The organism is Cupriavidus respiraculi, from assembly GCF_914271545.1.
In the GTDB taxonomy this organism is placed as follows: Bacteria; Pseudomonadota; Gammaproteobacteria; order Burkholderiales; family Burkholderiaceae; genus Cupriavidus; species Cupriavidus respiraculi.
Genome location: NZ_CAJZAH010000001.1, coordinates 1,555,184 through 1,570,523, shown reverse-complemented (window position 1 = coordinate 1,570,523; position 15,340 = coordinate 1,555,184). Strand labels below are relative to the sequence as shown.

Below are 15,340 nucleotides of genomic sequence, written 5' to 3'. Positions count from 1 at the left end.
TGATTGGCAACGAAAATCCCGTAAGTGAAAACTCATCCGGCACAAATTGCACATCGAAGTGTAATGTAAATTATTTTTGTGTCCAGTGGGGCGCAATCCCGAACGCCGGGACGGGATTGCTGGCGCACGGAATCCTTCAGACGATGCCGCCATTGGCCCGCAACGTCTGCCCGTTGATCCACCCGGCATCGGGCGATACGAGGAAAGCGACCGTCCCGGCGATGTCTTCCGGCACGCCCAGCCGCTCAAGCGGCGCGGCCTTGGCCAGGCGCTCCACGGTCTCCGGCGTCTTGCCATCGAGGAACAGCGCCGTCGCGGTCGGTCCCGGCGCGACGGCATTGACGGTGATGTTCCGGCCGCGCAGTTCCTTGGCCATGATGTTGGTGAGCACCTCGACGGCACCCTTGGTGGCGCCGTACACCGCGTAACCGGGCAGGGCGAGTCCGATCACGCTGGTCGAGAAGTTCACAATGCGGCCGCCCGATTCCATCCGGCGCGCTGCCTCGCGCAACGTATTGAAAGTGCCTTTCACGTTCACGGCGAAGAGGCGATCGAACGTCTCGTCGTCGGTATCGGCCAGCATCGGCAGCGACGGCGGCATGATGCCGGCATTGTTGACCAGCACGTCGACGCGGCCGAACGTCGAGATGGCCCGCTCGAACAGCGCGCTGACATCCGCCGGGCTGGCCACGTCGCCGCGCACCGCGATCGCGGCGCCGCCGGCGGCCTCGATGGCCTGCACGACCTTGCCCGCTTCGGCGGCGTTGCCCGCATAGTTGACGACGACGGCGTAGCCGTCACGGGCCAGGCGTTGTGCGATGCCGGCGCCGATGCCGCGGGAGGCGCCCGTCACGATGGCGACCTGGCGTTGGATTTGACGTTGCATGAAGGACTCCAGGGAAAGCGTGAAAGACGGGGGCGTAACGCGGGAATGCGTGCCCCTCCCAGCCATTCTGGAAGCCGCCGGGCGATGGATAAAGCCTCCCTGCCTGCCAGGACTGTTCAGTCGGGCTTAACAATGGCGGGCGGGGCGTTCCGGCGTCCGTACGTCGCTACCCCACGTGAGAGGGGAGTGCGGGGGGCGAAATGCCGCGCCGCAGCAAAACGCCTTGGTGCGCCGCCAGGCCGCGCCGCGCCTGGGGCTACGTCAAATTTCCGTACCGCGCCATTGCTTTGATGCTGCGCCTTGCTTTCCGCACGTGCAGTGCATATGCTGGTCCCCAGTGAATGTGTTTTATATCTGACTTTAGATGTATCTAAAGCGTGGTACACGCTAACGGGGCGATTCGGGCGGACTTCACGAGCAGGTCATACGCCGCAACAGACGGCAGAAGGGTGGCGCGGCGACGGGGGAAGGCTGGATCGTATGGACAGGTAAGCGCAGGATAGCGTTGCCCGTCCGTTCGCACGAGCGGGTTGTCGCAGGGCCCGCGGATGCAACAAGAAGAAGACGAAGCATCATGGCCACCATCCTGTTGATCGAGCCTCATCCCTTGCTGCGCCTGGGATTGCGCCATCTGTTGGCGCACTCGGTGATGCCGGAGGACATCATCGATATCGACCCCACCACCATTGCCCGCGCCGAAGACGCGTGGCTGCCCAATGCGGACCTGCTGATCTACGGTCTGTCGACGAACGGCGACACCAGTTGGCAACCGCTGGAGCAGTTGTGCCAATGGTTCCGGCCGCAGCGCGTACTGGTCCTGGCCGACGGCATGCACCCGGCGATGGCCGACGCCGTGGTGCCCGACATTGTCTGCGGCCTGCTGTCCAAAGCTTGCAGCGCCGACATTCTCGATGCCGCCATCCGGCTTGTGCTCGCCGGCGGCGAATGCTTCCCTGCCTGGACTCATGGCACGGCCGCCGTAGCGGCCATCGAGGCCGCGACCTGCGCGGTGGCCAATGAGGGCACCGCGGCGCAGCAAGCCATGCCGCCTGTTTCCCACACGGCGCAGTTGCCGGAAGCCGAGCCGCACCTCGCGGAAATCGAAACGCCTTCGATCGGCGCGCACATGCTCAATATCACCGAGCGCCAATACGAGGTCCTGGTCCTGCTCGCGCGCGGCTATCCGATCAAGACCATCAGCCGCGCGCTCAATATCTCCGCGGCGACCGCCAAGACGCATGCCTGCACGCTGTACCAGCGGCTGCAGGTACGCAACAAGGGCGAGGCCGTCTATGAAGCGCTGCGGCGCGGCGCCAAGCTGAACTGGCCGGGCCCGACGATGCCCGTGCCGGCGTCGCCTGCCGCCGCGACGCCGATCCGGCTCGAGCCCTCGCTGGCGTTCTGCGCGGCATGAGCGCGAATGCGGACCCGCCGGGGTCCGCATTCGCAGTCGCAGTCGCGCAATGTTGCGGACGGCCCTTGCTGGCCTGGACCGCCCGTAGGTGCCGGCCGCCGTTCTCATCCTTTCTGCCGTCCCGCCTCATCCGAATGGTCGAGGCGCGCCCGGGCCGCGGATTGCTACCCTGTTGCTAGCCTCGGCCGCTTGACGCCTTGACGCTGTCCTCCCCTATCTGCCGCCAACAGAGTCGATGACGACCCTCCTGCTCGCCAACAACACCCTGCTGCTAGGCCGCCTCTCGCGCCAGCTGAACAGGCTTCGCACTCGTCCCGTCGTACTGCAGACCCCGGACTGGCTGCTGACCGCGGCGCCGGACCAACTGCCCAAACAGCCCGTGTCTTTCGCGCTGCTCGATTGCAGCGGCGCCCAGGCTAACAGGCGCCTGCTGCTCGAGACGCTGTACGCGCGCCTTGCACCGCGCCGCTGCCTGCTGATGGATGAGTCCTGCGATGCGGAGCTGACGGGCCAGGCGGCCCGGCTCGGCGCCAGCGGCTGCCTGCCCGTTCCCGCCTCGCCCGATGTCGTCTCGGCGGCGATCGCGCTGGTCAGCGCGGGCGGGCAGTGTTTCCCGCGGCTGCGCTCGCTGCGTCTGCGCACGCCGGCCCTCTCGTCCTCCAGCAGCCTGTCGAACTAAGACAAGCGGATGATGGGCGCCCCGGGGCGCGCCATCTATCCTCCGGGTACGTCCTATGCGTTGCGGATCCCGCCTGAGAAGGTTCCGCCGACGGGCGTGGTGCAGGGGGTCCTATGGATGGCGGCTTCGATGTCCTGGTCGTGCGCGGCTTCGCCGTGCCCGAGGGGAAAGGAAAATGGACATGCTGTTTCGAAATCCGCCTGGCGACGGCCCGCAGTGAACCGCTGTTGTTCCGCGGCGAGATCCACGGGTGCTGCCACGCCTCGGAGGCGGCGGCGGTCATGGCGGCGCGCGATGCGGGTCAGTCGGAGGCACGCCGGCGGGTGGAGTCGGTGCGGGCGCAGATGGGCATTCACCGCGAATGCTGCGTGGTCGTCGATCCGGTTGATCCGGCCGATCCGGTCCAACGCGGCGTGGCGGTCCCGCTGGCCGGCAAGGTCGGCGACTGAAGGCGTGCATCGGGGCGCGTGCCGCCGAACGACAATGCCGGCGACGACTTAACGACGTCGCGCTCCACGCCGCGAACGGCCGCCCGCCTTCCGCGCGATGCCGGTGCTTGCGTTGTGGAAAAAGGAAGCCCGCCGACCGGGGGACCATGCGGGCTTCGAAAGTGGCGCGCCGATTCCGCCAGGCGCGCCACAGCCAGACAATATCGAAACGCCCCCGGTGCTTCTATCAACCAAAAGACCAATGCAGCGTCGCGGGCGGCGCACCGCGACGTGCCCGCGCCGTGAACGAGCGCGCTGGCCGCATCCCTTCGATATCCCTTCCTGTAAGTCCAGACCAACCCTTGCCGATCCTTCTATGTCGCACTGGCAATTCCTGAGCCGCTTCGGAGAAACCACGCTGCTGCTGCCCTGCGCGGTGATGCTGTACGCGTGGCTGCGCCACAGCCGCGAGACGGCTGCCGCCCGCCAGTGGCTGTGTGCGTTCGGGCTCGTCGCCGGACTTACCGTGCTGTCCAAGCTGGCCTACATGGGCTGGGGTGTGGGCCTGCCCGCGGTCGATTTCACCGGGTTTTCGGGGCACAGCGTGATGGCGGCGGCGGTGCTTCCCGTCGTGCTGCATCGCCTCGCGCCGAAGCGTCCCGCATGGACCGCGCTTGCCGCGGCGGCCGCGGGCGTGGTGCTGGCCGTGGCGGTGAGCGTCTCGCGCCTGGTGCTGGGCGTGCATTCGCCGAGCGAGGTGGCAGGCGGTCTCGCGCTGGGCCTGGGCGCCAGCGTGTGGTGCATCGCGCTGAGCCACGCACGGGCGCGGCGCGCTACGCCGCCTGTCGCCGTCGCGCTCGTGCTTGCCTTCGTGGTGGGACTGCCGGCCAGCGGCGCGAGCGCACCCACGCATCGCTGGCTCGAGCAGATTGCGGTCTACCTCTCGGCCAGGGACAAGCCCTTCGGCCGCGTGTACCGCGACGGCGCGCACGCGGCGGCGCTGTCCGCGCGCGTCATGGTCGGTGATGGCGGCGGCAAGCGTGCCACGGCCGCGCATGCGCGCCTGCCATGACGCCGTCTCCCTGCGTTCCCCGCGCACGGCGCGGCTGGCGCCGCGCGCGAACGCCGAAGCCAGCGGGCCAGTGTGGCCCAACCAACAGACCCTCCGCCTGCCGGGCGCAATGATCCTTTCCTACCAAGGATGTTGACCGGACGAGGGAAGGGCCATGGCAACGATGAGCACGATGGCGGTCGAGCGGCAGGCCGCGCTGCAGTACATGTACCGCTTTATCGACGGTGCGATCGTGGGCATCTGCGGCATTCTGCTGGGGGAATACTGGTTCCCGCAGGGGCTGGCGCAGGCGGCGCCCGTCAATGCCTTCCTGACGGCCTTCGCCACCATCGCGGCGCTGTTCGTCTTCCCCGCGTGCGGGCTGTACGGTTCCTGGCGGGGACGCAGCCGCGCCGCGCTCGCGCTGCGCACGTTCGCGGCATGGAGCCTGGTCAGCGTCGCGGGCCTCGTGGTCGCCTTCCTGATGCATCAGTCGGGCGCCATCTCGCGGCTGTGGTCGATGAGCTGGTTCGCCACGGTCGCCGTCGCGCTGGTCGGCACGCGCCTGCTGCTGTACCGCCTGCTTGGCAACGTGCGGCAGCAGGGCATCAATGCCAAGCGCGTGCTGATTCTTGGCTACGGGCCGCTTGGTCATGAGATGTTCCAGCGCGTGAAGCAGATGCGCGATGCCGGCTATCACGTGGTCGGCATCTACAGCGAGCGCGACGACGAGATGCTGCCGGCCGGCGTCTCGGTATTGCGCAGCATGGACGAGATCTCGCCGTTCGTGCGCAGCCGCGGCGTGAGCGAGATCTGGCTGACGCTGCCGATGGCGGCCTGCCGCGATCTGTCCGACGTCGTGTTCCAGTTCCGCAACGAGTTGGTGGATATCCGCTGGGTGCCCGACGTGATGTCGGTCGAACTGCTGGGCCACCGCTTCAGCGAATTCCTGGGCCTTCCGGTCATCGACCTGAACAGTCCGCCGGACTCGCGCATCACCGGCATGCTCAAGGCGAGCTTCGACCGGGCCTTCGCCGCCGCGGCGCTGCTGGGCATGTCGCCGCTGCTGCTGGTCATCGCGGTGCTGGTCAAGCTCTCCTCGCGCGGGCCGGTGCTGTTTCGCCAGGCCCGGCTCGGCATGGACGGCAAGCCGTTCGACGTGTTCAAGTTCCGCACCATGGTCGTTCACCAGGACCACGGGGTGACGCAGGCCAAGCGCAACGATCCGCGCGTGACCCGTATCGGCGCCTTCCTGCGGCGCACGAGCCTGGACGAGCTGCCGCAGTTCCTCAACGTGCTGCGCGGCGAGATGTCGGTGGTGGGCCCGCGCCCCCATGCGCTCGAACACAACGAGATGTACAAGGAGCTGATCGACCGCTACATGTTGCGTCATCGGGTCAAGCCGGGCATCACGGGATGGGCCCAGATCAACGGCCTGCGCGGCCAGACCGATACCGTGGAGAAGATGCGCGCGCGCATCGAGTACGACATCTACTACATCCGCAACTGGTCGTTCGAACTGGACCTGCGCATCATCGCCAGCACCGCGCTGCGAGGCTGGACCGGAAAGGCGGCATTCTGAGCGAGGGCCGCACCGCAACAAGGGCAATGACACCAGGGCGGGACCGGACGACGTTGCGCATCGCCGGCCATCGCACCACGACCGCCGGCCCATGCCGGCTCACCGGGCGCAACGCACGCCCGAAGGGGAGGAAAGCCAAGATGAAAGACATCATCCGCCGGATTCTGGCCGACGTCGGCAAGCTTGACGTCCCTGTGGCCTCGCTGGACGACCAGGCCGATCTGTACGAAGCCGGGCTTTCCCCGTTGACCTCGGTCCATGTGCTGCTGGCCATCGAGACCGCGCTGGACATCGAAATACCCGACCGGCTGCTCTCGCGCCGCCTGTTCTGCAGCATCGATTCGCTGGCGTTCGCGCTGGGCCGGCTGCGCCGACAACAGGAGGCAGCATGAATGCCCCCACCTTTCTGTCCCAGTTGATCCCGCCGCATGCGTCGACCGAACCGGGCCGGCACCTGCTCGACCTGGCGCGCGAGGTCGCCGCCATCGCGGCGGAGCACGCCGAGCAAGTCGACCGCGACGCGGCGTTTCCGCAGGCCGCGCTCGCCGCCCTGCGCGAGCACCGGCTGCTTGGGGCCATGGTGCCGGTCGAGTTCGGCGGCGACGGTGCCTCGCTCGATATCGTGGCGGCCATCTCGCGGCTGCTGGGCGCGGCGTGCGCCTCGACCGGCATGGTGTTCGCCATGCACCAGATCCAGGTGGCCTGCCTGATCGAGCACGGCGTGGGCAGCCCCTGGCACGAGGGCCTGCTCGAGCGCGTGGCGGCCGAGCAGTTGCTGCTTGCCTCGGCCACGTCGGAAGACGCCTTGGGCGGCGCGCTGCGCAGCAGCAGCTGCGCCGTGCGGCTGCAGGGGGACCACTACCAGCTGAGCAAGGTCGCGCCCACCATTTCCTACGGCGAGCAGGCCGACGTCATCCTGGCCACCGCGCGGCGCCATGCCGATGCCCCGCAGTCGGACCAGGTGCTGATCTGTGTGCTGCGGCAGGACCGGCTGCTGCAGGCGCTGGACCAGTGGAACCCGCTGGGCATGCGCGGCACCTGCAGCAATGGCTTCCGGATCGAGGCCCGCGGCGACCAGGAGCAGATCCTGCCGGTGCCCTTCGGCGAGATCGCCGACGCCACCATGACGCCGGTCTCGCACATCCTGTGGGCAGCGCTGTGGATCGGCATCGCCGGCGATGCGGTGCAGCGCGCCAAGGCCTATTTCCAGGGCCAGGTGCGCGCACGGCCCGACATCATGCCGGTCTCCGCCGCGCGCCTTGCCGAGGCGGTCGCGACCGTGCAGATGATGGAGGCAAGGCTGGACATGGCGCTCACGCACCGGCGCCGCCGCGCGGGCGCGCAGTCGGTGGCGGCGTTGTTCGCGCTCGCCGCCGAGATGAACGGCCTGAAGACGAGCGTGTCCACGCTGGCGCTGGAGGCCGTGCGCGCCGCGTTGCTGATCTGCGGCATGGCCGGCTACAAGTGCGATACCCCCTTCAGCCTGGGGCGCCATCTGCGCGACCTGTGGTCCGGGCCGCTGATGATCAACAACGACCGCATCCTGGGCAACACCGCCAGCCTGCTGCTGGCCGAACGATCGATTTGAGGAGATCCGCATGAAGGCCGACCGCAGCCCGCGGGCATGCACGGTACGCGCGCTGCGCGCGCATGCCCGCCGCGCCGCGCTGGAGCTGGTCCGCGTAGGAGCGCCTCCGCGCCGCTCCTGCTCAGATAGGGCACGCCGGTCCGAGCGGGCACGGTTGGCCGTGGGACCGGATCATGTTCGATGATATGCGCGCGCTGACGCAGGCCATCCATTCCGCGCATGCGCTGCATACCGACAACGCCGTCTGGCCCCAGGCCAACGCGTACGTCGATGTGTGGATCGAGCTGCTGCACGGCTGGGAGCTGGACCCCGTGGCCGCGCTGCCGTTTACCGTGGCGCAGGACTTCGAGGGCGACCAGTTCACCTTGTCCAAATATCCCGCGGAGGACCTGGAGCGTGTCTATGGCGTGGTGGTCCAGGAGCTTGCGCTGTACGACGGCCTGGAGCGCCACGTCGCCACGCAGACCGCGCGCGGCAACGTGGTGCTGCTCGAGGTCGACGGCTTCTATCTGCCGGACACCTATGCCACCTGGTATCGCCGCGAGCACGCCAAGACCACGATCGGCATCGATGTGCTGATGCCGGAGGCGCGTGGCGTGGGCTACTACCACAACGACGGCTACCATGTCGCGCGCGGCGACGACTATGCGGGGCTGTTCCGGCTGCTGCCCGAACTGGCGGCGTTGCCCGACATGCTCGCTCCTTATGCGGAAGTGGTGCGGCGGCGCTTCCCCGCGCTGAGCGGCACGATGCAGCTGCGCGCGTCGCTCGCGCTGCTGCGCAGGCATCTGGCACGGCGCCCGCGCAACAACCCGCTGTCCGCGTATCGCACGGTATTCCCGGAGCATCTCGATGCGCTGCTGGCCGGCGGGGAGGTTGCCTTTCATCCCTACGCCTTCCACATGCTGCGTCAGCTCGGCGCGAATTTCGAGATGCTGGGCCGGTACCTGCGATGGCTGGCCCAGCATGGGCAGCCGGTGCCGGCCTCCATCGCCGCCGCCTGCCAGCGCCTCGCCTCGGAGGCGATGGTGATGCAGTTCCGCCTGGTACGGGCCATCCTGAGCCGGCGCCCCGATGCCTGCCAGGACTGCTTCGACCAGATGGAAGCGAGCTACGAGGCCGTGGTGCCCGCGCTGTGCGCCTATCTGGGCGAAGGCGATTCCTGATACGGCGCACGCGCGCCGCCCTTCGACGTCATCGCTGTCCCGCCGGCCGTGCCCCTTCGCGGCCCGTCCGTGCTTTGCGTCGCGTCGTTGTCCCGATGTCGCTGTGCGGCCGGGCGTGCGCGCATGGCGCGCACCCGTTCGCATCGACGTGCGCGCATGAATCCTCACTCCAACGGATGACGTGCTCGTGCCAAGGATGAGAGGCAATGGCAGCCATCGCTGACCGTCGCTCTCCGCACGGTCTACACCTTTGCGCGAGCGCATATGCGCGGTGCCCGTTCGCGGCTTCGCCGCAGGGATGAGAGCGCAAAAAACGCACTAGTGCAGATGGCTTCGCGGCCCATCCCGATGGCCGAGCCTCACAGGAAAAAAGGCCGTGGCGAGGGGGGCGTTCGGCGTGCAGCGACACGCGCAAGCGGCGTCGCGCCGTGGCGGTTACAGCGCTGAAACAGGCGTACGTCTTCTACCACCTACCGAAGGATGAACAGGTTTCAGCCGTGCGGCTACTGTTGGACGCACCACATATGGAACTTAATAACGACACGGAAGACGCGCCGCCCACGGCCTGCAACGACATGCGGGAACACGGGACCGGCGGTGGTCCGCAAGCGATGCACGGCGGTCGTGGCAACACAGCAGCGGCAGGCGGGCACAGACGGCAAACGGGTAGCAGCACCAGCGGTATCACGGGGAAGAGGGAGAAGAAAATGATCGGCCAACGTTCGGACTTGCACGTCAATCATCTGCTCGGCGGTTTGCCGCGCAAGGAATGGGAGGCTCTGTCGGGCCATCTGGAACTGGTGCGCATGCGTGCCGGGCAACTGCTGACCGATTCGGGCCAGCGCATCCACCATGTGTATTTCCCCACCACGGCCATCGTCTCGATGCTGTCGCTGCTGGAGAACGGCGCCACCGCCGAGATCGCGGCCATCGGCAACGAAGGGCTCGTGGGCATCCCGGTGCTGACCGGCGGCGACACCATGCCGTGCCGCGTCGAAGTGCGCACGCCCGGCTTCGCCTACCGGCTCTCGGCCAATACGCTGAAGCAGGAGTTCATGCGTTCGCCGCCGATCCAGCGCGCGACGCTGCTGTACGTGCAGGCCGTGCTGACGCAGATCGCGCAGACGGCGGTCTGCAACCGCCACCACTCGCTGAACAAGCAGTTGTGCCGCTGGCTGCTGCTGGCGCTGGACCGCATGGCGTCCAATGAACTGGTCATCACGCAACAGGTGATCGCCAACATGCTGGGCGTGCGGCGCGAAGGCGTGACCGAGGCGGCCGGCAAGCTCGAGGACCTGGGCCTGATCCACCATAGCCGGGGACATATCACGGTGCTGGACCGCCACGGCCTCGAAGCGCATTCGTGCGAGTGCTACAAGCTGGTCAAGCGCGAGTTCGACCGTTTGCTGCCGGCGCTGGCCGAGGCCTGAGCGAGAGCCCTGCGTCGACAGGGAGGGTGCGAAAGGATAGGTGCGGGTGCGAACCGACGCCACTGGCGCGCGTACCCACAATCGAAGCCTTCAGTCAGCCGTTTTGCCGGCGCGCGCCGCGCGCCGATGTGTAGCAGGAGATTGCCGTGGACAGGATGTCTTTTGCCGGCGCGATGCCGGTTCCGGGGGCGGTGTCCGAGCGGCGGGCCGGTTACGGCCGCGCGCTGCTCGACCGTGTGGGCTGGCTGATGGTCGCGACCGCCGCGGGGGCGGCGATCGGCGGCGTACTCGCGCTCTCGCGCGCGCCACAGTACGAGGCGGCGGCGCTGATCCAGGTCGCCGGCAATGACGGCGCGCTGCGCGACGTCGCCACCACGGGGCAGTCCGTCCCGTTCGATGCCGGCATCCTGCGCAGCCGTGCGGTGGCCGGTCCCGTCATCGAGCGCCTGCGCCTGGGCATCAGCGCCGAGCCGCTGCGCGCGCCGCTGGTCGGCACGCTGGCCGCGCGCCTCGCGGAACCGGGACAGGCGCGCGGGGCGTGGCCCCACGACCTGGGCTATGCGTGGGGCGGCGAGCGCATCGCCGTGGACCGGCTGGCCGTACCGGAGCGGCTGCTCGAGGTACCGATGACGCTGCAGGTCATGCGCGGCGGCGCGTATCGGCTGGTGGCGGGCAGCGAGACGCTGCTCGACGGCCAGGTCGGCGAGCCCGCGGCGGGCGCCGGCGTGGAGATGCTGGTGTCGCGCATCGATGCCTTGCCGGGCACGCACTTTGTCGTCACGCGCCACGATCCGGTGGCCACCATCGACACCATCACCGGCGAGCTGAAGGTGGATGCCGTCGCGGGCGGCGCCGGCACGGTGCGGCTGGCGTGGCGCAACGGCGACCGCAAGGTCGCGGCGGATCTGGTCAACGGCATCGCGGATGCCTATATCCGCGGGCAGACTTCGCAGCGCCGCGACGATGCGGCCGGCTCGCTGGCGTTCCTGACCGCGGAGCTGCCGCGCGTCAAAGCCGAACTGGAACGCGCGGAGGCGGCGCTGACCCGCTACCGCTCGCGCTCCGGCTCGATGCATCCGACGCAGGACGCGCAATCGTATCTGCAGGGCAGCATGGACTACCAGCGCCAGATCGCCGCCCTGCGGCTGGAGCGTACCAAGCTGCTGCAGCGCTTCACCACCGACGCCAACGAGGTCAAGACGGTGGACAGCCAGATTCAGCAGCTCACGCGCGAGCGGCAGGACCTGGACGCGCGCATGCACAACCTGTCGCTGTCCGAGCGCGAGTCGGTGGCGATCACGCGCGATGTCAAGGTGGCCGAAGACATGTACATGTCGCTGCGCAACCGCATCGAACAGCTGTCGCTGGTGCATTCGGACCGCTCCACGCAGACGCGAGTGGTCGATGCGGCCGCGGCGTTTGCCAAGCCGGTCGGCGTCGGCCCGTGGCCCGCCACGGTCGGTGGTGGACTCGTGGGACTGGCGCTGGCGATCGGCTGTGTGATGCTGCGGCGCCGGCTCAAGCCGTCGGTGGCCGATGCGAGCGATGCCGAAGCGCGGTTGGGGCTGTCCATTCTCGGCGATATCGCGCACAGCGACGAACAGGCCGAACTGGAGCGCGAAGCCGAACTGAACCGGCGCTTCGGTGCAATGAGCGCGTTCGTGCCGCAGCAGGGCCGGCGCCTTGCCGCGCCGCAGCCGGGCACCGCGCTGGCCGAGGCCAACGAGAGCGAGCTGGCGCAGGGCGATGCGCGCGTTACCGCGGGTCTGCACGATCGCTATCTGCTGGCCCGGCGCTCGCCGCATGCGCTGGCGGTGGAGGGCCTGCGCAGCGTTCGCGCCGCGCTGCACTTCGACCTGCGCGCCGCGCCGGATGGCGTGGTGGCCATCACGAGCCCGGCGCCGGACTCCGGCAAGACGTTTACCGCGGTCAACCTTGCCGTGCTGTTCGCCGAAGCGGGCCAGCGCGTGCTGCTGATCGATGCGGACATGCGGCGCGGCCGCGTGGCCGGCTGCTTCGACCAGCCGGCCGAGCCGGGCCTGGCCGACGTGCTGTCCGGCCGCGTGCCGTTGCCCGCGGCGGTCCAGCACACGGTGGTCGCCGGACTCTCGATCCTGACCGCCGGCCGCACGCCGGCCAATCCGTCCGAGCTGCTGATGCTGCCGACGCTGGGCGATACGCTGCGCGCCTGCAAGCAGCGCTTCGACCTGGTGATCGTCGATACGCCGCCGGTGCTGTCCGTGGCCGACGCCATGCTGGTCGCGAGCCAGGCCGGCTCCACGCTGCTGGTGATGCGCGCCGACGTGACCGTGCCCGGGCAGGTGGACGAGACGCTCAAGCGCCTGACGCGGGCCAACGCGCGCCTGGCGGGCGGCATCATCAACGGCGTGGCGCAGCGGCGCAGCAACCGCGCGGACTTCCGCACCATCAACCCGTACCTGGGCATGCCGCTGCCGGCGGCCTCGCCCGCGGTACGCGCGCTGGAGCGCCCGATCGGCGCGGCGCACAGCAAGCTCTCGTCGTAAGCGGCGAACGACAGCGGTGCAATGTGCCGGCAGGTCCGGCGCATCGCACCGCCTCGTTCGCCGTGCCGTTTCCTCGCCCGCAATGGGCAAGCGTACCCAATTCTGCGTACGACGCAGGGCGCGCGCGGCCGCGCTTGCGGACATCCGTCCAGCACCACCGCACCACCGCATCACCGCATCACCGCATCACCGCATCACGGCACTACTACGGCACGGCACCACGGCACGGCATCAACGCAGCGGGGGAGGGCGGAGCATGAAACGCGTGGCATTCGGCGAATGCGTGGGCTGGCTGCATGATGCACCGGGCGATACCGCCGTCGTGCTGTGCGCGACCATCGGTCACGAGGCCATGTGGTCGCACCGCGCATTGCGCCATCTCGCCGACGACCTCGCCGCGGCCGGCGTGCCGGCACTGCGCTTCGACTACCCGGGTACCGGCGACGCCGCCGGGGCCGAGGCTGCGCCGGGCAGCATGGCGCAGTGGGAGCGCGCCATCGTCGATGCCGCGGCGTGGATGCGCGCGCGTACGGGTACGCGCCGCGTGGTGCTGTGCGGGCTGCGGCTGGGCGCAATGCTCGCCGTGCTCGCGGCCGAGACAATGGCCGCGCACGCCGGCGCCGGCGCGGACGGGCTCGTGCTGATCGCGCCGCCGCTGGCGGGACAGGACTATCTTGGCGACATGCGCATGCTCCACGCGAACTGGCGCGACAGCCTGCTGGCGCCGGGCGAGGCCCCGTGCGCCGACGGCGCGCTCCCGCTGCTGGGCTATCGCCTGAGCGCGGACACGGTGGCGCGCATCGACGCACTGCGCCTGGACGAGCGGCCCCGGGTGCCGGGGCGGCGCGTGCTGCTGCTCGATGCGTGGCCTGGCAGCGGCTCGCCGGTGGCGGCGCTCGCCGCGCACTATCAGCGCGGCGGCGCCTGCGTAACGCTGGCCGACTTCCCCGAATATCCGCGGATGATGCAATGCGCCGATCTGGCCGCCGTGCCGGAGCGTGCGTGGCGCGACATCCTGCACTGGCTCGGTCCCGTCACCACGGTGAGGCCGCCATGCCCGCCCGGCGCTCGTGCCGGCGCGGCGCCGCCTCTGCTCGCCGACGGCGCTTGCGAGTGGCCGCTGTGGCTGGATGGAGGCCGGCAGTTCGGCATCCTTTGCACGACGCACGCGGCCCCGAGCGGCAGCGTCGCCGGCAGGCAGCCCAAAGGCGGCACGGTGGTGATCTTTCCGAACAGCGGCGGGAGCCATCATGTCGGGGACTGCAGGATCTTCGTGACCCTCTCGCGCCAGCTCGCGCGCATGGGCGCTGCGTCGCTGCGCCTGGACGTCTCGATGCTCGGCGATACGCCATCCGCCGCGCGCGAAGTCAGCGCGAGCGCGCTGATGGGGGAGCGGTCCTGCCGCGATGTCGCCGCGGCCGTCGACTGGGTACGCGCGCGTGGCTACGACAAGGTGGTGGTGGCCGGCATCGGCACGGGCGGCTGGCTGGGACTGCAAGCCGCGCTGCGCCATCCGGGCGTCGATGGGCTGGTGCTGGCCAACCTCCCAGCGTTTCCCGGCGCGGGCGCGGCCCTGCGCTCACTGTGCGGGCTGCGGGCGGACCGCGGCGCGCGCTCGCACCGATGGCCGGGATGGTATGCGTGGAGCCGGGTGGCAGGCCTGGGTCGACGGATCGGGCGCATGCTGCGCGCGGCGAATGCCGAGGGGTATGCCGATGCCCGGGGCGATGCCGCGTATGCCGATGCCGCCGCGCCTGGCGCCAATGCCGCGCGCGATCCGCGCACGGCCATGCACGCGCTGCACGCGCGCGGTGTGCGGGTCGATCTGCTCTATGGAAAGGGGGACATCGGCCTGGCCAGGGCACGCGCGCAACTGGGCGGCGGGCTCGACGCCCTCGCGCCGCTGCATCGCGTCCATGTGCGTGTGCTGCCGTGGCACGATCACAAGCTGTGGCTGCCGGAAAGCCGCGATGCCTTTGCGGCGCAACTGGTGCTCCATGTACGCGACCTGGCGCGCGACGACCCGGCCGCGGCGGCCCTGCCGGCCAACATCGCACTGAGCGACCCCTGATGCAAGCGGCCGTGCCGGCGCGCCCGAGACAATCGGGCGCGCCGGCACGGCCTGCCGTCCTGCGGCATCGCCCGGCTGCCGGGCCTCGGCTTACTGCTTGGGCGCCGACAGTTCCTCGCGCGCGGCCGCATCGGCGGCGCGGTTCTCGGCCTTGCGTTCCTGCTTCGCGCCGCGCACTTCCTGCTTGTACTCCTGCTTGGCTTCCTTCTTCGTGGCCTTGTACTCCGCCCTTGCCTCGCGGCGGGCCTCGCGGCGCTCGACCAGCGGATCCTTGGGCGGCTGGATCTGCACCATGCCCGGCGGCACGCCAGGGGCGGTGGACTGCGCGCCGGTGGCCGGCATCGTGGTGGTGCCCGGCGCGGTCGCGGTGTTCGCCCCGGCGGGGGTTTGCGCCTGGGCGCTCAGCGAGAACATGCCGGCGGCCAACACACCGGCGATCGTGCCGGCCATCGCGGCCACACGGGCGGGTTGCTTGATTTGCTTCAGCGGCTGATCAACGGGCAATTTCTTGGACATGTAG

Annotated in this window: 13 protein-coding genes; 11 read left to right on the top strand and 2 right to left on the bottom strand. The window is 69.4% G+C overall.

Features of this window, described 5'->3' with window-relative positions; all coding sequences use genetic code 11:
- Positions 1-136: 136 nt before the first annotated feature.
- A complete protein-coding gene (locus LDO27_RS07000; RefSeq protein ID WP_224040582.1) occupies positions 137-886 on the bottom strand; it encodes a glucose 1-dehydrogenase in 750 nt (249 codons plus the stop codon).
- A gap of 574 nt (positions 887-1,460) precedes the next feature.
- Between LDO27_RS07000 and LDO27_RS06995 the strand changes: the two genes are divergently transcribed.
- The 11 genes from LDO27_RS06995 (at position 1,461) to LDO27_RS06945 (ending at position 14,820) form a co-directional block, all read left to right on the top strand.
- Positions 1,461-2,300, top strand: coding sequence for a helix-turn-helix transcriptional regulator (locus tag LDO27_RS06995; protein ID WP_224040580.1), 840 nt, complete (start codon positions 1,461-1,463; stop codon positions 2,298-2,300).
- A gap of 235 nt (positions 2,301-2,535) precedes the next feature.
- Positions 2,536-2,979 carry a DNA-binding response regulator gene (locus LDO27_RS06990; RefSeq protein WP_224040578.1) on the top strand — a complete coding sequence of 148 codons (444 nt, stop codon included), beginning with the start codon at positions 2,536-2,538 and terminating at the stop codon, positions 2,977-2,979.
- A gap of 113 nt (positions 2,980-3,092) precedes the next feature.
- Positions 3,093-3,428, top strand: a complete 336-nt coding sequence (locus LDO27_RS06985) for a hypothetical protein (RefSeq protein WP_224040577.1) — start codon at positions 3,093-3,095, stop codon at positions 3,426-3,428.
- Between the two features lie 355 nt (positions 3,429-3,783).
- Complete coding sequence (locus LDO27_RS06980; protein WP_222209084.1) at positions 3,784-4,479, top strand: phosphatase PAP2 family protein; 696 nt, start codon at positions 3,784-3,786, stop codon at positions 4,477-4,479.
- A gap of 154 nt (positions 4,480-4,633) precedes the next feature.
- Positions 4,634-6,040 (top strand): undecaprenyl-phosphate glucose phosphotransferase, encoded by a 1,407-nt coding sequence (locus LDO27_RS06975; protein WP_222209086.1) that lies wholly within the window; start codon positions 4,634-4,636, stop codon positions 6,038-6,040.
- Between the two features lie 140 nt (positions 6,041-6,180).
- Positions 6,181-6,432 carry an acyl carrier protein gene (locus tag LDO27_RS06970; protein ID WP_222209088.1) on the top strand — a complete coding sequence of 84 codons (252 nt, stop codon included), beginning with the start codon at positions 6,181-6,183 and terminating at the stop codon, positions 6,430-6,432.
- Positions 6,429-7,628 (top strand): acyl-CoA dehydrogenase family protein, encoded by a 1,200-nt coding sequence (locus LDO27_RS06965; protein WP_224040575.1) that lies wholly within the window; start codon positions 6,429-6,431, stop codon positions 7,626-7,628. Before LDO27_RS06970 ends, LDO27_RS06965 begins: the two co-directional genes overlap by 4 nt.
- Before the next feature lie 173 nt (positions 7,629-7,801).
- Entirely contained in the window at positions 7,802-8,794 is a 993-nt protein-coding gene (locus LDO27_RS06960; protein ID WP_222209092.1) for a DUF1839 family protein, read from the top strand.
- Between the two features lie 707 nt (positions 8,795-9,501).
- Positions 9,502-10,224, top strand: a complete 723-nt coding sequence (locus tag LDO27_RS06955; RefSeq protein ID WP_222209094.1) for a Crp/Fnr family transcriptional regulator — start codon at positions 9,502-9,504, stop codon at positions 10,222-10,224.
- 155 nt (positions 10,225-10,379) lie between these two features.
- Positions 10,380-12,749, top strand: a complete 2,370-nt coding sequence (locus tag LDO27_RS06950; RefSeq protein WP_224040844.1) for a polysaccharide biosynthesis tyrosine autokinase — start codon at positions 10,380-10,382, stop codon at positions 12,747-12,749.
- Positions 12,750-13,005: 256 nt separating this feature from the next.
- The gene (locus tag LDO27_RS06945) at positions 13,006-14,820 is read left to right on the top strand and encodes a serine aminopeptidase domain-containing protein (protein WP_224040573.1); all 1,815 of its coding nucleotides are present in this window, start codon (positions 13,006-13,008) and stop codon (positions 14,818-14,820) included.
- 90 nt (positions 14,821-14,910) lie between these two features.
- Here the strand turns inward: LDO27_RS06945 and LDO27_RS06940 are convergent, their stop codons facing one another.
- Complete coding sequence (locus LDO27_RS06940; RefSeq protein ID WP_224040571.1) at positions 14,911-15,336, bottom strand: hypothetical protein; 426 nt, start codon at positions 15,334-15,336, stop codon at positions 14,911-14,913.
- Between the last annotated feature and the right edge of the window lie 4 nt (positions 15,337-15,340).

Bases quoted from the DNA above. Each gene is read 5' to 3' on its own strand.
- LDO27_RS06985 (WP_224040577.1), top strand. From the start codon at position 3,093: ATGGATGGCGGCTTCGATGTCCTGGTCGTGCGCGGCTTCGCCGTGCCC.
- LDO27_RS06990 (WP_224040578.1), top strand. From the start codon at position 2,536: ATGACGACCCTCCTGCTCGCCAACAACACCCTGCTGCTAGGCCGCCTC.
- LDO27_RS06995 (WP_224040580.1), top strand. From the start codon at position 1,461: ATGGCCACCATCCTGTTGATCGAGCCTCATCCCTTGCTGCGCCTGGGA.
- LDO27_RS06975 (WP_222209086.1), top strand. From the start codon at position 4,634: ATGGCAACGATGAGCACGATGGCGGTCGAGCGGCAGGCCGCGCTGCAG.
- LDO27_RS06980 (WP_222209084.1), top strand. From the start codon at position 3,784: ATGTCGCACTGGCAATTCCTGAGCCGCTTCGGAGAAACCACGCTGCTG.
- LDO27_RS06970 (WP_222209088.1), top strand. From the start codon at position 6,181: ATGAAAGACATCATCCGCCGGATTCTGGCCGACGTCGGCAAGCTTGAC.
- LDO27_RS06955 (WP_222209094.1), top strand. From the start codon at position 9,502: ATGATCGGCCAACGTTCGGACTTGCACGTCAATCATCTGCTCGGCGGT.
- LDO27_RS07000 (WP_224040582.1), bottom strand. From the start codon at position 886: ATGCAACGTCAAATCCAACGCCAGGTCGCCATCGTGACGGGCGCCTCC.
- LDO27_RS06950 (WP_224040844.1), top strand. From the start codon at position 10,380: ATGTCTTTTGCCGGCGCGATGCCGGTTCCGGGGGCGGTGTCCGAGCGG.
- LDO27_RS06960 (WP_222209092.1), top strand. From the start codon at position 7,802: ATGTTCGATGATATGCGCGCGCTGACGCAGGCCATCCATTCCGCGCAT.
- LDO27_RS06965 (WP_224040575.1), top strand. From the start codon at position 6,429: ATGAATGCCCCCACCTTTCTGTCCCAGTTGATCCCGCCGCATGCGTCG.
- LDO27_RS06945 (WP_224040573.1), top strand. From the start codon at position 13,006: ATGAAACGCGTGGCATTCGGCGAATGCGTGGGCTGGCTGCATGATGCA.
- LDO27_RS06940 (WP_224040571.1), bottom strand. From the start codon at position 15,336: ATGTCCAAGAAATTGCCCGTTGATCAGCCGCTGAAGCAAATCAAGCAA.